Below are 14,616 nucleotides of genomic sequence, written 5' to 3' on the forward strand. Positions count from 1 at the left end.
CGGGCGGTCAACCAGCGACTCCGACGAAGCGGGCTGGGGAACGACCTGAGCCTCGCCGGGCGAGCGGGCCGGACGGCGCCGGCCGGGATCGCCCGTCACCGACGCCGGGCCGACCCCCGCCGCGACCGGCGGAACAGCCGTTTCGTCCCGCCCGCGACCGCCCGGCGAAACGGCGGCGAGAAGTACATGCCCAGCCCCAGGCCCACGGCGATCAGGGCGAAGGCGCCCGCGGTCCATAGACCGGCGGTGACGAGCCAGGCGATGCCGTCGCCGAACAGCTGCCAGATCATCCAGGCCGCCGCCACGGCGAGGGCGAGGCGCACGGTGCGAACCAGTTCCCCCAATCGCCGCTCGATCGCCGCGAGGGAGACCGCCTCCGCGGGCGGGGGGACGAGCGGTCGGCTGTGCGACGCGGGGAATTGCACCGTCTCGACGGCGCCGCGGGCGTCCTGTGCCGGGTCGTCGTGCTGCGGGGCGTCGTGCAGTTGTGCGGCGGGGCGGGGCATGGCGGACGAAACGGGAGGGGCGGCCGGGCGGTTCACGCGGGGGCGCCCGCCGCGACCGACGGAGCCCGCTTAGAGTTTCGGCACGTTCTGGGGGCCCTGCTCACCCTGCATCTGCCGCCGCATCCGTTCCCGTTCCTCCTCGGGAGCGAACATCTTGGCGGCCTCCGCGGGCGAGACGCCGCTCTCGACCGCCCGCAGCACCTCATTATTCCGCTCCCTCCACTCCCAGCCGAGGGGGGTGGCGAGTTCCTTCTCGGCGAGGCGGGCCCACGGGGTGCCCGGGTGCTCGTCGATCACGCGGGACAGCAGTTCGCTGCTCTGGCGGATCAGCTTTTTGACCTCGCTGCCGGCGTCGGACTCCGGGGCGCCGCGGAGAATCCACTCGTTGCTGTTTTCCCGCTCGAAGGGCAGGGGATCGCTTTTCATCTGGGCGAGGACGGTGTTGTAGCCCAGCGCCCGGGCCTGCTGGGCGTAGACGCGGCCGAGGGCGAGGTCGAACCCGGCCCGCCACCGCGGTTCCTCGACCTTCGGCCGATCCGGCAGGCCGGCTTCCAGCTTGGCTTGCAAGGCGCTGAGGCGATAGCTGACGACGGCCATCGGCTTCTGGGCCTCGGTGATCTCCCGCCGCAGGCGGGTGTCGTCCACGGCGGCGAAGACCAGCTGCGGATTGGGGATCTCCTCGGCCGTGCTCATCTGAGCGGCTTCGATCAGCGCCCGCTTGGCCCCGTTGGCCATCACGTCGCGGGTGTAGTCCTTGATCGGGCGGTAGTCCGGGCCGTAAGACCGCATCAACTGCGGCTCGAACTTCCGCTGATTGGTGTCGTCGGCGACGAGGTACATCCCCCCGGTCTCCACGCACAGCCGGGTCAGGGCGTAGGGGCCGTAGCCGCTGGAGAGCCGTTCGTTCTCGACCTCCCCGCCGGGGCCCCAGAAACCGAGGCGGATGCGTTCCGGCATCACCGTCTCCGGGCCGGCGTCCACCGGGATGGGCAGCCGGAACTCCCGCTCGCCCTCTTTCCACCGGTAGGTCACGTAGCCCTTATCGCGGCCGAAGGGGGCCGCGTTGCCGACGACGTACACGGGCACCCCGTACCGTTTGAACTGGGCGATGACGTTCTCCAGATCGCCGTCGTCGTCGCCCTTCTCGTCGGTGACGATCACGAACATCAGCGTCCGCTTCTCGCGGGTGCGTTCGGGCAGCATCTGGCTGCCGACGGCCTTGAGGGCCGTGAAGACGTTCTCTTTGCCGCTCTCGTCCGGCGGGACCTCGCGGATCATGGCGACCAGCGGGGCGACGTCCACGACCGCCTCGGTCGTCAGCAGGTTCACGCCCTCGCCGAAGGTGGCGACGGCGGTCCGCAGGTGATTCGTATCGACGTCGCCGGTGTTCCCGAGTTGGGCGTAGACGGCCTCGAATCGCTCGGCGAGGGCGTTGCGGCGATCCTCCAGCGACAGGCTGGCGTCCAGCATCCAGACGACCGTCGTCTCGTTCTCCCGCAGATGGCTGGCGATCTCGCGGGTGAGGACGTCGATCGCCCCCTCCACGCCGCCGGTGTTTTCGGTCATGCCCTCGGCGTCGAACATCGTCGTCAGCACCTCGTTGTTCGGCACCTCGACGGCGTTCGCGGTCGGCAGGGAGGCGTCGAACCGGACCATTTCGACCTCCTGCTGGAACTCCTGCTCGATCGGCCGATCCATGCTGCTGGCCGCCATCGAGGGGCTCAGCACGTTCACGGAGCTATCGTTGCCGACCTCCGGCGTGAGGACGTTATCGACCTTGAACTGGTCGATGTCCTCGGGGGTGATCTCGCTTTCGATGATCGTCCTGAGGGCGTCCGTCGGCACGATGATCGTGATGCCGGCCAGGAACACCAGCACCGCCACGTGCACCGCGAGGCTGACCAGCCAGGCGGGGGCCGTGCCGATCCGCTCCCACAGCGAGGGCGTCTCCACCGGCGGCAGGGCGACCAGTTCCAGCGGCACCTTGCGCCCGGCCCAACGATTCGACCCGGGAGCGGCGATCGCGGCAGCGGACACGGGCGGGCTCCGGAATAGCGGGACACAGGCAGTCACGACGTTACGTCGCGCAGGACGGCGTCGCAACGAGCGGCGGACTCACTCAAATTACCCGCCGCGGTCGCGTCAGGTTCGTCGCCAATCGGGCCGGCCGGAACAAATCAGCGAAATCCCACCAGTCCGGGGAACTGGGCGGCCGATGGAGGGGTGGAGAGGCGGTTCGGCGACCCGGGGACGACCCGTCGACGCCGCGTTCGCCGCCCTCACGCTGGACGAATCGACCGAACGCGACACGCGGAGACGGACCGACGAACCCCGCCGCGACCCCCGCCGTTCGCCTCGGTCCGCCGTCTCTCCGGCTGACCGTGCACGCCGTCGGCGACGCCGAGCGGAGCGCTTCCCCCCGCTGCGTGCACCAGGTCGTCGCCCGGGACGGCGTGGCCCTGCACGTCCGCGAGTACCCCGCGGTTCCGGCGGCCGGCTCGGGGCTGCTCACGGCGCCGCGGACCCTCCTGCTGGTGCACGGGGCGTTTGAGCATGGGGAACTGTACGACCACGCCGCCCGGTACTTCGCGGCCCGCGGGTGGCGGGTCCTGCTGCCGGATTTGCGGGGGCACGGCCGCAGCGGGGGGACCGCGATGCATGTGCGGCGGTTCGTGGAGTACGTCGCCGATCTCCGCGGTCTGCTCCGCGAGTTCGACGCCGACCCGGCCCGCACGGCGCTCGTCGGGAACAGTATGGGCGGTTTGGCGACGGCCCGGCTGATTCAGAACGCCGACCGCGGCGGCCCCGCCCCGGCGGCGGCCGCGGCGCTGTGCAGTCCGCTGCTGCGGATCGTCACGCCAGTGCCGATCCCGAAGCTGCTGGCGGGAAAGGTCTGCCGGCTGCTGCGGCCCCGCACGCGGTTCGCGGCGCCGCGGAATGCGCACGACCCGGTCGCCGCGGCCCGGCCGCACGATCCGCTGCGGCGGACCGCGGTGACGGCCTCCTGGTTCTTCGCCGTCCGCCGGGCGGTGAAAGCGGTGTGGAAGGACGCCGACCGCATCGCCACCCCGCTGCACGTGATGCAGAGCGGGGCCGACCGGGTCGTCTGCCCGCTGGCCCCGGGGGTATGGATCAACGAGGTCGGCGCCGCGGACCGCAGTTGCGAGGTGCTGCCCGGGGCGAACCACGAGGTGTTCCAAGAACCCGACTGGCGCCGTCACGCCGCCCGTTTGGCGGAGTGGTTCGAAACCCGCGTGCCCGCCGCTGAGGGTCTTGCCGCCGCAGGACCTGCGGCAGAACTCGCCCCCGCGGCCCGCCGCGCCGCCTAAAAGCGAAGGTCGCCCGGGGGCGGCGCCGCGTCAGGGTTGGGCGGTGCGGATGCCGGGGGTCGGCGGGAGCCGGTCCACGTCCACGCCGGGCGGCGGTTCGTCGAGAATCGCCGGCGGCACGCCCCCGGAGTCGGGGTCCGCGTCCCGGTCGACGGGCGGGACCGCCGCCGATTGACTGCTGCGGGGCTCCACGTCCTGCCGGGAGATCAGGTTGGGGAAGCGTCCGCGGTAGTCCGGTTCCAGTTCCACGCCCCGGTGGCGGGCGCCCATGTCCATGACGGGCGAGTTGGAGTTCTCGGCCAACGCCTGCCAGTCGGAGAAGGCGTCCGCCGGGTTGTTGATCTCGGTCGTGGTGCCGGAGGCGATCCAGAAACGGTCCAGCAGATAGCGGTTCGTGCCGGCCCCGGTCCACTCGAGGCGGCTGAGGAACTCCTGCTGATCGGCGCCGCCGCGGGTGCGGATCAGCACGCCCTCGCCGGCGGCGTCCACGAACAGGCTGTCGCTGGCGAAGACGGTCAGCGGCAGGGGCGGGCGTTCTTCCAGCATCGCCTTCCAGCGCAGGTCCAGCAGGGCCTCGCCGAACAGCATCGTGCTGCGTTGCAGTTTGAAGTGCACCCGGCCGGCGCCCTCCCCGGGCGGGGGGCCCTCGGCGTTGGCGCCGCCCATCCGCAGCGCCGCCGACTGCACGGCGGCGGCGGTGTGGGAGAAGTCCAGCATCCCCGCCCGGTCCGGTTCGACCCGCACCAGATCGCCCTGCCCGCGGAGCAGGCAGCGTTCGGCGGTGACGTAGAACTCGCCGTCCGCGGCCCGTTCCTTACGGTCCGGATCGGCCAGTTCGCCCAGGCTGCTGGGCTGCTGGTATCCGCGGACGAGCAGCAGGGAGTTCGCGTCGGCCCGCTCCTCCGCCCCGTTCAGCGTGACGGTGCAGTCCCGCATGGTCAGGCGATCGCCGGCCCCGACGGAGAACATCGTCCACCCGTCCGCCCGGCTGGGCAGATCGAAGGAGAGCGACAGGTTCTCCAGCGTGAGGTCCGCGGCCCCGGTGAGGTGAATCAGGGACTGCGGCGCCTGATAGTTGGCGAAGGCCTTGAGCCGGGGTTGATACAGCGTGCCGTCGGACCGGGTTCCGGCCCGCAGCGTGAGGGTCTTGCCGATGAGGGTGATCGGCTTTTTCAGCACGAAATCCAGCGGGCCGTCGACGTTGATCGTGACCACCTCGCCGCGGGAGGCGTCCTCCACGGCGGCGTCCAGCGAGGAGAATCCGCGGGGGGCGGCGCCGTCGCCGCCGACCTCGAACCGCGACGGCTCCGCCGGGCGGGCCGCGACCGCGGGCATATTGGCCCCGCTGGTGACGGTGCGCGGTTCGTCCTCCTCATCGACCGCCGGCGGCGTCGGGACGACCGGGGGCGGGGCGGGCGTCGGTTCGACGGGGCGCGGCGGCGTCGTCGCGGACGCCAACTCGGCGGCGTTCGCCTCCGCGATCGGCGCCGGCATGTAGGCGTAGCCGGTCGGCCGCTCCTCCGGCCAGCGGACCCAGGCGATCAGCACAAGCGCGGCGGCCAGCGCCGCGGTGCCCACGGCGTTCAGCAGCGGCACGCCCCGCAGTTGCCGACGGGGCCGCAGACCGCGGACGCGGGGCAGGTCGTCCAGTTCGTCCAGCAGGATCTCCGGCGTCTGCGGACGCTGGGCCGGGTCGCTGGCCATCATAGATTTGCACAGAGCCGCCAGCGGGGCGGGGACCTTCGCATTGAAGTCCCTCACGTCCGGCGTCTGCGGGTTCTGGTGATCCAGCAACTTCTGGAGCACCGTGCCCTCCGGATACGGCGGGCGCCCGGTGAGCATGTGGAACAGCGTGCAACCCAGCGAATACAGGTCGCTGCGGACGTCCGCGACCCGCGGGTCCTTGGCCTGCTCCGGGGCGATGTAGTCGAAGGTGCCCAGCGTGGTGCCTGCGACGGTCAGATCGCCCACGCTGTCCGCGGCTTCCTTCCGGGCCAGGCCGAGGTCGACTAGTTTGACGATCCCGTCCGGGGTGACGATCACGTTCGACGGCTTCACGTCCCGGTGCACCACGCCGGCGGCGGCGCAATGGTGCAGGGCCTCGGCGACCTGCCGCGTGATGGAGACGGCGTCCGGCGGCGACAGCGGCCCGTGCGTCTCCAACAGGTCGCGGACCGTCCGGCCGGTGACGAACTCGAAGGCGATGAAGTGCAGCCCGCGATCCTCGCCCACGTAAAAGGCGCGGGCGATGTTGAGGTGATCCAGCCGGGCGGCGCTGCGGGCCTCGTTCCGGAACCGCAGCACGCTGGCGCGGTCCTTGGAGTGGGCCGGGCTGAGCACCTTCAACGCGACGGTGCGTTGCAGGCGTTCGTCGACCGCCTTGAAGACGGAGCCCATCCCGCCGTGACCGATGCGCTGCTCGATCCGGAAGTGATCCAGCACGCAGCCGGTGAGGGCGGGGTCGGCCTCGCCGACGGCGGGGAACAGCCGCCGCCGCAGATCGGCGCCGTCCAGCAGCGTCCCGCCGGACTCCGGCAGAACGGTGGCGGCCGAGTCTCCGGAGCGCTCCTCCGGGGGCGGGCGGAGGACCGTGTGCGAAACGGCGGCCCAGGGCGGGGCGGGGGGCGCGTCCACGGTGTGCGTCCCGCCGTCGTCGTCTTTGGAGAGCAGAATTCCGCCCGCCGCCCGGACCAATGACGTCTGCGATCGTCCGGGGCGGGGAGTAGCGGCGCGCGTCATGCGTGTCGACTCGGGGCGTAACTGGGGAGGCCGGCGGCAGGATCCATGCGACCGACCGGTCGGTCACACTCTAGTGGCAGACGGCAGGACGCCACAGGGGCAATCCTGACCGGAGGGGCGTCATTTCGGTTCGCCGGCCAGTTCTTCCCGCATCGTCTGCCGGATCGATCGGCAGTATTGTTCCAGCCGAACCCGTTTGGCGCTGGCGAACCGATCCGCCTCCAGCAGGACGTCGACGGCGTGCCGCACCGCCCGGTCGCGTTGCTGCGGGCTGGCCTCCTCTTCCTCCGCGGCGACCTTCAGCGTGCCGGCGCCGCCCCCGCGGCGATGGGCCGGGGACACGTCTTCCTCCGCCGCCCGTCGCACCCGCTGCGACGCCGGGATCAGCGTCTGCCGCAGGTGCTCGTCGAGTTCCCGGCTGAGTTTCATCGCGGTGTCGACCCGCTCTCGCAGCGTGCGGTCGTCCGGGGGCGGGATGTGTTCAAGCACGACGGCGAACTCGGGTCTGGGGGACCGGCGGACCGCGGGGCGCCGGCTCGCCCCGTTGACGGGCCGACGCCGACGGCACAGGGTACCTCCCGATCGCGGCAATCGGGAGCGTCCCGCCCCCCGCGTCGCCCCCGCCCCGACCGGACGCGCTCGTGCGGACCCTCGTTCTCGGCGATCTCCACTCCAACTGGTGGGCCTTGGAAGCGGTCCTCCGGGCCGCGGGCCCCGTCGATCGGGTGCTCTGCACCGGGGACCTGGTCGATTACGGCCCGGCGCCGCGGCCGTGCGTGGAGTGGGTGCGGGAGCACGCCGACCGGGTCGTGCGCGGCAATCACGATCACGCCGTGGCCCAGCGGGTGCCGGCCGCGGGGGAGGACGGTCTGCGGGGCCTCGCCGCCTTCGCCCGCGCCCGACAATGGGAGGAGTTGGGGCCGGAGCTGCTCCGCTACCTCGCCCGGCTGCCGGTCTGTGAGACGTTCGATCTCGACGGCCGGGAGACGCTGATGGTGCACGGCTCCCCCCGCGACCCGCTGGACGACTACGCCCCCGCCGACGCCGACGGCTGGCGGGATCGGCTGACGGACGTGTCCGCGGAGCTGGTGCTCGTGGGGCACACCCACATCCCCTACGCCGTCGCCGTCCCGCGGCCGGACGGGGGCACGACCACGGTGCTCAACCCCGGCAGCGTCGGCCAACCCCGCGACGGCGACCCGCGGGCCGCCTACGCGATCATCGAGGGACGCGACGTCCTTTTACATCGCGTCGCCTACGACCCGACCCCGGTGATCGCCGCCCTGCGAACCTGCGGACTGCCCGAGGAGGCGATGGAAACCGCCGAGGCCCTGTTGCGGACCGGCCGCCGGCCGTGCGGCCGAGGGGCCGCCCTCCGCGACGCAGTCCCGAGCCTGCGCAACACGGCGATCTGTCCGGGCTGAACGGGCCAAATCCGCGAACCTCGCAGCGATCGGCCGTGGGCGTTCGAGAGGGGATGAATTTCGAGCCGACCGCGGGCAAGATAGGCCTCCGCCCCCGCCCGCCCGGCCCGGTTCGCTTCGAACCGCACGTTTTGCCGGCCCCCCGACCGCCCGCCGCCCGAGTGACCGAGACCGCCGCCGGACTCTCCCGCCTGCATGCCGTCCACCGGGAGATCGCCCGGGTGCGTGAGGAGTTGGACCGCGGCCCGCGGCAGGTCCGCGCCCGCCGCAAGGCCGTCGCCACGAAGACCGACGAGATCGCGGCGCTGAAGGAGCGGCTGGTCGCTCTGAAGAAGAGCGGCGACGCCAAGAACCTCCAACTCCGGACCAACGAAGAGAAGATCCTCAACCTGAGGGCGAAGCTGAATCAGGCGGACAACAACGAGGTCTTCAACGCGCTCCGGAAGGAAATCGACGCCGACACCGCCTCGAACGCGGTTCTGGAAGACGAGATCCTCGAAACGCTGGACCGCGTCGACGCCTCCGGCAAAGAGATCAAAGAGGCGGAGGCTGACCGCGACAAACGCTCCGCGGATGCGGACGCCTTGGAAAAAAAGGTCGCCGAGGAGCGGGCCGGGCTGGAAGCGGAACTGACCGCGTTGGAGAAGCGGCTCGCCCAGTCCGAGTCGATCATCCCCGCGAAACTGCAGATCGATTACCGTCGGCTCGTCGAGCGGCACGGGGCGAACGCGATGGCGCCGGTGGAGGACCGCGTGTGCACCTCCTGTCAGACCACAGTCAGCCCCCAGCAGAAGGTGCAGCTGAATATGGGCGAGTTCGTTTTCTGCCGGAGCTGCGGCCGGCTGCTGTACCGCGGCGACGACGCCGGGGCCTGAGGCCGCCGGCGTCGCGGGACCGCGTCGGTTCAGTCGCGCGGCAGCAGGCGGTCGGCGATGCTGTGGGCCGTCAGGAGGATGCCGGCGAGGCTTACCCCGGCGGCGAACGCGGCGGCCTCCATCGTCAGCAGGCCCAGCCCGTAGGCGGAGGTGCTGACGACGGAGTCAGTCAGGATCAGGCCCACGCCGCAGAGGTGGCGATTCATCCGTGCGTTACTCCAAGCGGGATCGTTCGGGGTCCGTGCGGTCGCCGAGGAAGGGCGACGACCGCTGCGACCGATGCTACCGGCCCCCGAATCCCGTTGGGAGATGCTACCCGCGTTCCGATCTGGGGGTTTCCCCGCGACCGATCGGCGGCCGGTGCGTCAGAGCACGGACCGCACCGCCCGTCCCAGCCGGGCCGCCGCTTCCCGCAGGCCGGCGGCATCCAGCACGCCGAAAGAGAGCCGCATGTCGTGCGCCGGCCGCGGAGAGCCGTCGGCGGACTCGGGGGCGAAGCAGAGTTCTCCGGGCACGTACATCACCCCCTCGTGCTGGGCCGCTTCCGCCAAGGGCGAGCCGAAGCTGGTCGAGACGCCCTCCGGCAGCGTCGCCCAGACGTACAGCCCCCCGGCGGGCGTCCGCCAGGAGACGCCCGGCAGGCCGCCCAGATGCTCGTCCAACGCGGCGAGCAGCACGTCGCACTTCCGCCGGTAGCCGTCCCGCACCTCCTCGACGTGGGCGTCGTACTTGCCGCTCTCCAGCACCTTGGCGAGCAGGTGTTGGTTGAAGTGGGCGGAGCCGAAGTCCTCGTTCCCCTTCCGGTCGATCAGCGGTTGGACCAGTGCCCGCGGGGCGATGCCGTAGCCAATCCGCAGGCCCGGCGCGAAGGATTTGCTGAAGGTGCCGGCGTAGATCACCCGGTCGCCGGGATCGCGGCCCCACAGGCTGGCGGAGGGGGCGCCGTCGAAGCTGAGTTCGCGGTACGCCGCGTCCTCCAGCACATGGATGCGGCCCCCGGGATCACGGCGTTCGAGCAGCTCCAGAATCGCGGTGCGTCGCTCCTGAGAAAGCACCACGCCGCTGGGGTTTTCGAAGTCCGGCACGAGGTAGACCAGCTTCACCCGCGCCAGTTCGCCGGCCTGCTCGAAGCGGTCCAGCGCCCGCTCCAGCCCGGCGGGGACCATGCCGTCGCCGTCCGTTTCCACCCGCACCGCCCGGGCGCCGACCCCGGCGAGGGTGCCCAGCATCACGAAATACGTCGGCCCCGCCACCAGACAAATGTCGCCCGGGTTCAGCAACACCTGAGCGATCAGCGAGAGGAACTGCTGCGAACCGTTCGTCAGCAGCACCCGACCGGCGGTCAGGCCCTTCGTTGCGGCGAGTTCCTCCGTCGGCACGCCTTCCAAGGTGGCGAAGCGTTCCAGCACTTCGATCCGCAACCGGCCGGCGCCGGCCGGCGTGCCGTATTGCAGCAGGAGGTTCGCCCGCGGCTCCGCCAGCACGTCCGCCGCCGCGGCCCGCACCAGCTCGACCGGCAGGGTCGCCGGATCGACGAACCCCGCCGCCAGCGACAGGCAGTCCGGGTTCTCGATGGCCTGGGCCATCAGCGTGCTGATCGCCCCGTCGGCGGCCCAGCCGGCGCGGTCGGAGAGCGGGAGGTCGGACATAAATCCTCAGGCGAGCGTGGGGCGTGAGCCCCGTGAGCGGAAACGGCGTGCGAGCGACGACTCAGGGGACTGACGCCCCCCGCTCGCCTCGGTTCGCTCAACCCTTCGAAAGAATCGCGTTCATATTCTTCTTGTAGGCCTCCACGCCCGGCTGGCCGTACGGGTTGATGCCGATCAGCCGGCCCTCGACCGTGGTGGCGAGCATCAGCATTTGCAGGAGTTGGCCGACGGCGTAGGCGTCGAGCGTCGGCAGCACGATGTCCGCGGTCGGGCGGTTGTCCTCGGCGTAGGCCTGATCGGTGCCCTCACGGGCGGCGGTCAGCACGTCGAACACCGTCTTCCCGGCGTACTTGTTGAGCTGATCCTGGTCGGCGTCCGACTCCGGGATCGTCGGGTTCGCCCCGCTGGGGTCGGCGGCGTAGAGGTTGTGAATCAGCTTGTCCCGCTTGCCCTCCTGGTGCTGCTGGCCGCGGGAGTGCAGGTCGCGGGTGTTGACGACCGTGAGGGGCAGGGCGCCGCGCTGCTCCTTGCCGAGGCTCTCGGCGAGCAACTGGTCGTACCACAGCCCGACCGCCTCCAGCCGATCGCCCCAGGTGGAGAGAATTCGCACGTCCATCGAGAGGTGCTTCTCGAAGAGGTGGCAGGTCGTGACGTAGTCGAGGACCGGGTTGTCGCCGGGCTCGGCGGTGCGGAAGCGTTCCGTCATGTCCGCGGCGCCTTGCAAGAGGGCTTCCACGTCCAGCCCGAGGATCGCCGCCGGCACCAGCCCGACGGCCGACAGCACGCTGAACCGCCCGCCGACGCCGTCCGGGACCGGGAAGACGTCCGCATAGCCCTTCTCCTGGGCCAGCGCCCGCAGTTTGGAGCCCTCGCCGCCGGTGACTGGGATCACCCGCTTGGCCGCTTCGTCGGCGCCGACACTCTCCTCCAGGGCCTCGCGGAACAGGCGGAAGGCGAGGGCGGTCTCGAGGGTGCCGCCGCTCTTGGAGATCACCACGATCCCCCAATCGACGCCGCTGTCTTCGAGGTGATTCAGCAGGTTGGCCGTGACCGCCGGGTCGACGTTGTGGCCGCCGTAGTAGAACTTCGGTCCCTCGCGGTGGCTGGGCGGCTTCTCGTTGTGCAACGAGTCGCCGAGGGCCTCTTGCAAGGCCCGCAGGCCCATGTAGCTGCCGCCGATGCCGAGGGAGACGAAGGCGTCCACCCGCTCCCGGAAGCGATCCGCGGCGGCGAGCAGATCCGCCAGTTCGCCGCTCTCCTTCGTCGCCAGCAGCTTGGCGGGCAGTTCGATAAAGCCGGCGTCCAGCGGCTCCTTCTCCGCGGGCACGTCCCCGCCGGAGTTGAACAGCTCCACGTCCGCGAGCGTTTCCTCGCGGGCCTTCAGCAGATCCGGCCGCAACGCCTCGGCGGCGTTCGCCGGCAGCAGTTCGAGGGCGGAGCTGTTGGAGTAGGAAAGCGGTTCGGGCATCGGTGGGCGGCAGGAGCGGTCGACGGAGCCGGCATCATGCCGCCGGCCCGCCCGCTTCGCCACGGCGGCGCCCGGTCCGGGCCCCGGGCGTCGCCCCCAGATCGACCCTGTAAAACCTCCGCCGCTCACTCTCCGCCGAGCGGCAGCGGCTCGCCGAAGGGGGCGGCCGCTCCGCCGTCCACGCCCTTCGCCGGGGCGATGGAGGAGGGCAGGGGACGGATCGCCCCGGGCGTCTCGAAGGCCGGCGGCGGTTCGACCCCTTCAGCGGCCTCCACGGCCTTCACGGCCTCCACGGCCTCCGCGGGGGCCGGTTCCTTGAAGTGGGCCTGACGAACCTGGTTGCGGACGATGTCCGCCGCCGTTTGCGGGTCGCCGGGGGCCTCGGCCGTCATCGTCGTCTCACCCTCCGCAGGCTCCTCGTAGCCCACGGTCCGCACGCGGGAGGCCGTCGGGGCGCCCGCGGGGGCGGGCGACATCGGCTGGGCACCGGCCTGCGGGACTTTGGCGGGGGCGAAGGAGTCGGCGATCCGCAGATCGCCGCCGGCCATCTGTTCGCGGATCACCTGTTTGAGCGCGACGCGGGCGTCGGGGTGCACGCCGGCGACCAGTTCCACATCGTCGACGACCAGCCGGCCCTTCTCGCGGACGAGGTGCAGCTCCAGGCCGTCGTTCGGCGTGCCGTAGTGCAGCGTGCAGCGGGCGCCCTCGCCCTTGGTCAGCGTCGTGGCTTTGGCCAGCGGGGCGTCGAGCCGCTTGCCGGCGGCGCTCGCCGCGGCGGGGACGGAGCGCAACTGATGCCAGACGAGGCGGTTGAACGCGGCGCTGCTGGTTTTGTTCAGCCCCGGCAGATCGCCCTGCGCCAGACTGCCGGCGAAGGCCCGGGCCGGTAGGATCAGGGCGCAGGTGTCTTTGAAGCTCTCCGGCAGATCGAGCGAGGGGGCGAGCACGTCGTCCACCTTGGAGGCGCCGCCCTCCTCCTTCAGCACGAACGTGCGGTCGCCGACCGCCGTGACGATGGTGATCTCCGTGACCGGGCCGGCGTGCCGTTCGGCCAGCACCTTGCCGTTCGCCGCGGCGGCGGCGTCGGCGAGCGGCAGGGCGGGCAGGTCGGTCGGCTCGATCTGGGACCAGACCGTCTCCGACAGGTCCCGCGTGCTGGCGGCCGTGAGCGCGTGCAAATCGCCTTCCGCGGCGGCGGCGGCGAAGGCCGCGACGGCGGCCCGGGCGGTGAAGATCGTGGACAGCATCCGCTGCTCGCCGTCGCCGTTGCGGATCGTCACCTCTTCGACCAGGAACTCGCCGGTGCGGCGGTCGGCGTCGTAGCGGTGCGGATCGGTCAGCGAGAGCGTGTAGACGCCGGCCTCGGTGGTCACGACCACCTCCGCCCGGTCGCCGTGAATCTGAAAGGAGCTTTCGCCGTCGAGGTCTGCGGCGGTGGGCAGCGGCACGCCGGAGAGGTCCGCGGTCCGCAGGCAGCCGTTGTAGAGCTCGGGGAAGACGGTGGACTCCAGCCCCTCCCGATTGCCGCTCTCGTAGGCGGTGAGGAAGTTGGAGACGCCCGTCAGCGCCAGGCAGGTGCGTTCGAGGCTGGGGATCTTCGGGCCGAGCCCGCGGTTCTCCGCGGCGGCGTCCTTCACCAGCCAGGCGTCGCCCCGCTTCTCCAGGCTGACCAGCAGCGTGTAGCCGCGGCCGGCGAACTGGACGGCGGCCTCCTCCGCGTCCATCTGGGTTTTGGGCGTGAGTTTGTCGACGCGGTCGGCGTCGACCACCCAGCCGGCCAACTCTTCGAGCCGTTTTGGCGAAAGGGCGGAGAGGTCCTCCCGCAGTTCCGGCGTGACGACCGCGAGGCGTTCGTCATGCGTGCCCTTGCCCCAGGCCCGGGTGAAGCCGCGGACGGCGGCGAGCAGTTCGAGCTGCTCCGTCACGCTCATCACCGCCTTCACCCCGCCCTTGGTCTGCTTGAGCAACACGTCGTCCACCAGCCACTGTCCGGCCTCGGCCCGCACCAGCTTGAACCGGGCGCGGCGGGTCGGCGGGGGCGTCTCGACGATGACGAGGCACTCCGGGACGTCCGCCGATTTCCATTCCTCCTCCGGCACGTCGGTGACGGCGACGACCTTCAGTTCTTCCTTCGGCAGACGGAGCAGGCGGAGGTCCTCCATCGCCGTGTCGTGCTCCAGCGCCTTGCCGCGGAAGTTGTCCGTGGTGGCGTCGGAGAGGGCGGCGAGGCTTTCCTCGGAGAGCGCGTCCCCGAAGCGCCGTACGGCCCGCTGCTCCGCGAGGTTGCGGCAGCCGACGACGCACAGGCTGGCGGCGGCGACCGTCAGCAGCGCCGTCGCCGCCCATTTGGATCGCCCGCGGCCCAAATCGGCCTGGTCGTGGCGCTCGCGTCCGGGGCGGGACAGGGGTGCGGACATGACGGGGCCGGGGCAAGGCGGACGAACGGACGACACAGGCGCGGGGTGTCGCACCGGCCGCGTTCGGCGGTCAAGACGGGTCTGCGGCAGGACGGCCCCGGGGGCGCCTCCCATCCGCGGTCCCCGGGCGGGGCGGGGGCGTTAGAATGGGACGTCCGCCCCCTCCCCGACGGAGCGTCGTGATGCCTGCCCAATCTGCAGCCGGTTCC

The 14,616-nt window shown here is 71.5% G+C and carries 11 protein-coding genes; 3 read left to right on the top strand and 8 right to left on the bottom strand.

What is annotated here, in order from left to right; translation table 11 throughout:
* Nucleotides 1-95 precede the first annotated feature (95 nt).
* On the bottom strand, nucleotides 96-506 hold the full coding sequence (locus CA12_RS15880; protein ID WP_145360008.1) for a hypothetical protein: 411 nt from the start codon (nucleotides 504-506) through the stop codon (nucleotides 96-98).
* Between the two features lie 69 nt (nucleotides 507-575).
* On the bottom strand, nucleotides 576-2,543 hold the full coding sequence (locus tag CA12_RS15885; RefSeq protein ID WP_145360009.1) for a vWA domain-containing protein: 1,968 nt from the start codon (nucleotides 2,541-2,543) through the stop codon (nucleotides 576-578).
* Nucleotides 2,544-2,887: 344 nt separating this feature from the next.
* Between CA12_RS15885 and CA12_RS15890 the strand changes: the two genes are divergently transcribed.
* Nucleotides 2,888-3,835: an alpha/beta fold hydrolase gene (locus CA12_RS15890; protein WP_165700798.1), complete on the top strand. Its 948-nt coding sequence runs from the start codon at nucleotides 2,888-2,890 to the stop codon at nucleotides 3,833-3,835.
* A gap of 30 nt (nucleotides 3,836-3,865) precedes the next feature.
* Here CA12_RS15890 and CA12_RS15895 read toward each other — a convergent pair whose 3' ends face one another.
* Nucleotides 3,866-6,574 (bottom strand): serine/threonine-protein kinase, encoded by a 2,709-nt coding sequence (locus CA12_RS15895; RefSeq protein ID WP_145360011.1) that lies wholly within the window; start codon nucleotides 6,572-6,574, stop codon nucleotides 3,866-3,868.
* A gap of 120 nt (nucleotides 6,575-6,694) precedes the next feature.
* On the bottom strand, nucleotides 6,695-7,063 hold the full coding sequence (locus tag CA12_RS15900; protein ID WP_145360012.1) for a hypothetical protein: 369 nt from the start codon (nucleotides 7,061-7,063) through the stop codon (nucleotides 6,695-6,697).
* Between the two features lie 152 nt (nucleotides 7,064-7,215).
* On the opposite strand from CA12_RS15900, the gene CA12_RS15905 reads away from it, so the two are divergent.
* Nucleotides 7,216-7,998 (top strand): metallophosphoesterase family protein, encoded by a 783-nt coding sequence (locus tag CA12_RS15905; RefSeq protein WP_145360013.1) that lies wholly within the window; start codon nucleotides 7,216-7,218, stop codon nucleotides 7,996-7,998.
* Nucleotides 7,999-8,159: 161 nt separating this feature from the next.
* Nucleotides 8,160-8,873, top strand: a complete 714-nt coding sequence (locus CA12_RS15910) for a zinc ribbon domain-containing protein (RefSeq protein WP_145360014.1) — start codon at nucleotides 8,160-8,162, stop codon at nucleotides 8,871-8,873.
* A 29-nt stretch (nucleotides 8,874-8,902) separates the two neighbouring features.
* Here CA12_RS15910 and CA12_RS22195 read toward each other — a convergent pair whose 3' ends face one another.
* From CA12_RS22195 to CA12_RS15925, 4 genes are all read right to left on the bottom strand, one after another.
* Entirely contained in the window at nucleotides 8,903-9,079 is a 177-nt protein-coding gene (locus CA12_RS22195; RefSeq protein ID WP_165700799.1) for a hypothetical protein, read from the bottom strand.
* A 159-nt stretch (nucleotides 9,080-9,238) separates the two neighbouring features.
* Nucleotides 9,239-10,522 carry an aminotransferase-like domain-containing protein gene (locus CA12_RS15915; protein ID WP_145360015.1) on the bottom strand — a complete coding sequence of 428 codons (1,284 nt, stop codon included), beginning with the start codon at nucleotides 10,520-10,522 and terminating at the stop codon, nucleotides 9,239-9,241.
* 97 nt (nucleotides 10,523-10,619) lie between these two features.
* Nucleotides 10,620-11,990: a glucose-6-phosphate isomerase gene (locus CA12_RS15920; protein ID WP_145360016.1), complete on the bottom strand. Its 1,371-nt coding sequence runs from the start codon at nucleotides 11,988-11,990 to the stop codon at nucleotides 10,620-10,622.
* 125 nt (nucleotides 11,991-12,115) lie between these two features.
* A complete protein-coding gene (locus tag CA12_RS15925) occupies nucleotides 12,116-14,407 on the bottom strand; it encodes a hypothetical protein (RefSeq protein ID WP_145360017.1) in 2,292 nt (763 codons plus the stop codon).
* Nucleotides 14,408-14,616: the final 209 nt, after the last annotated feature.

The sequence above is a fragment of the Alienimonas californiensis genome (genome assembly GCF_007743815.1).
Lineage (GTDB): Bacteria > Planctomycetota > Planctomycetia > Planctomycetales > Planctomycetaceae > Alienimonas > Alienimonas californiensis.

Bases quoted from the DNA above. Each gene is read 5' to 3' on its own strand.
- CA12_RS15895 (WP_145360011.1), bottom strand. From the start codon at position 6,574: ATGACGCGCGCCGCTACTCCCCGCCCCGGACGATCGCAGACGTCATTG.
- CA12_RS15880 (WP_145360008.1), bottom strand. From the start codon at position 506: ATGCCCCGCCCCGCCGCACAACTGCACGACGCCCCGCAGCACGACGAC.
- CA12_RS15915 (WP_145360015.1), bottom strand. From the start codon at position 10,522: ATGTCCGACCTCCCGCTCTCCGACCGCGCCGGCTGGGCCGCCGACGGG.
- CA12_RS15925 (WP_145360017.1), bottom strand. From the start codon at position 14,407: ATGTCCGCACCCCTGTCCCGCCCCGGACGCGAGCGCCACGACCAGGCC.
- CA12_RS22195 (WP_165700799.1), bottom strand. From the start codon at position 9,079: ATGAATCGCCACCTCTGCGGCGTGGGCCTGATCCTGACTGACTCCGTC.
- CA12_RS15920 (WP_145360016.1), bottom strand. From the start codon at position 11,990: ATGCCCGAACCGCTTTCCTACTCCAACAGCTCCGCCCTCGAACTGCTG.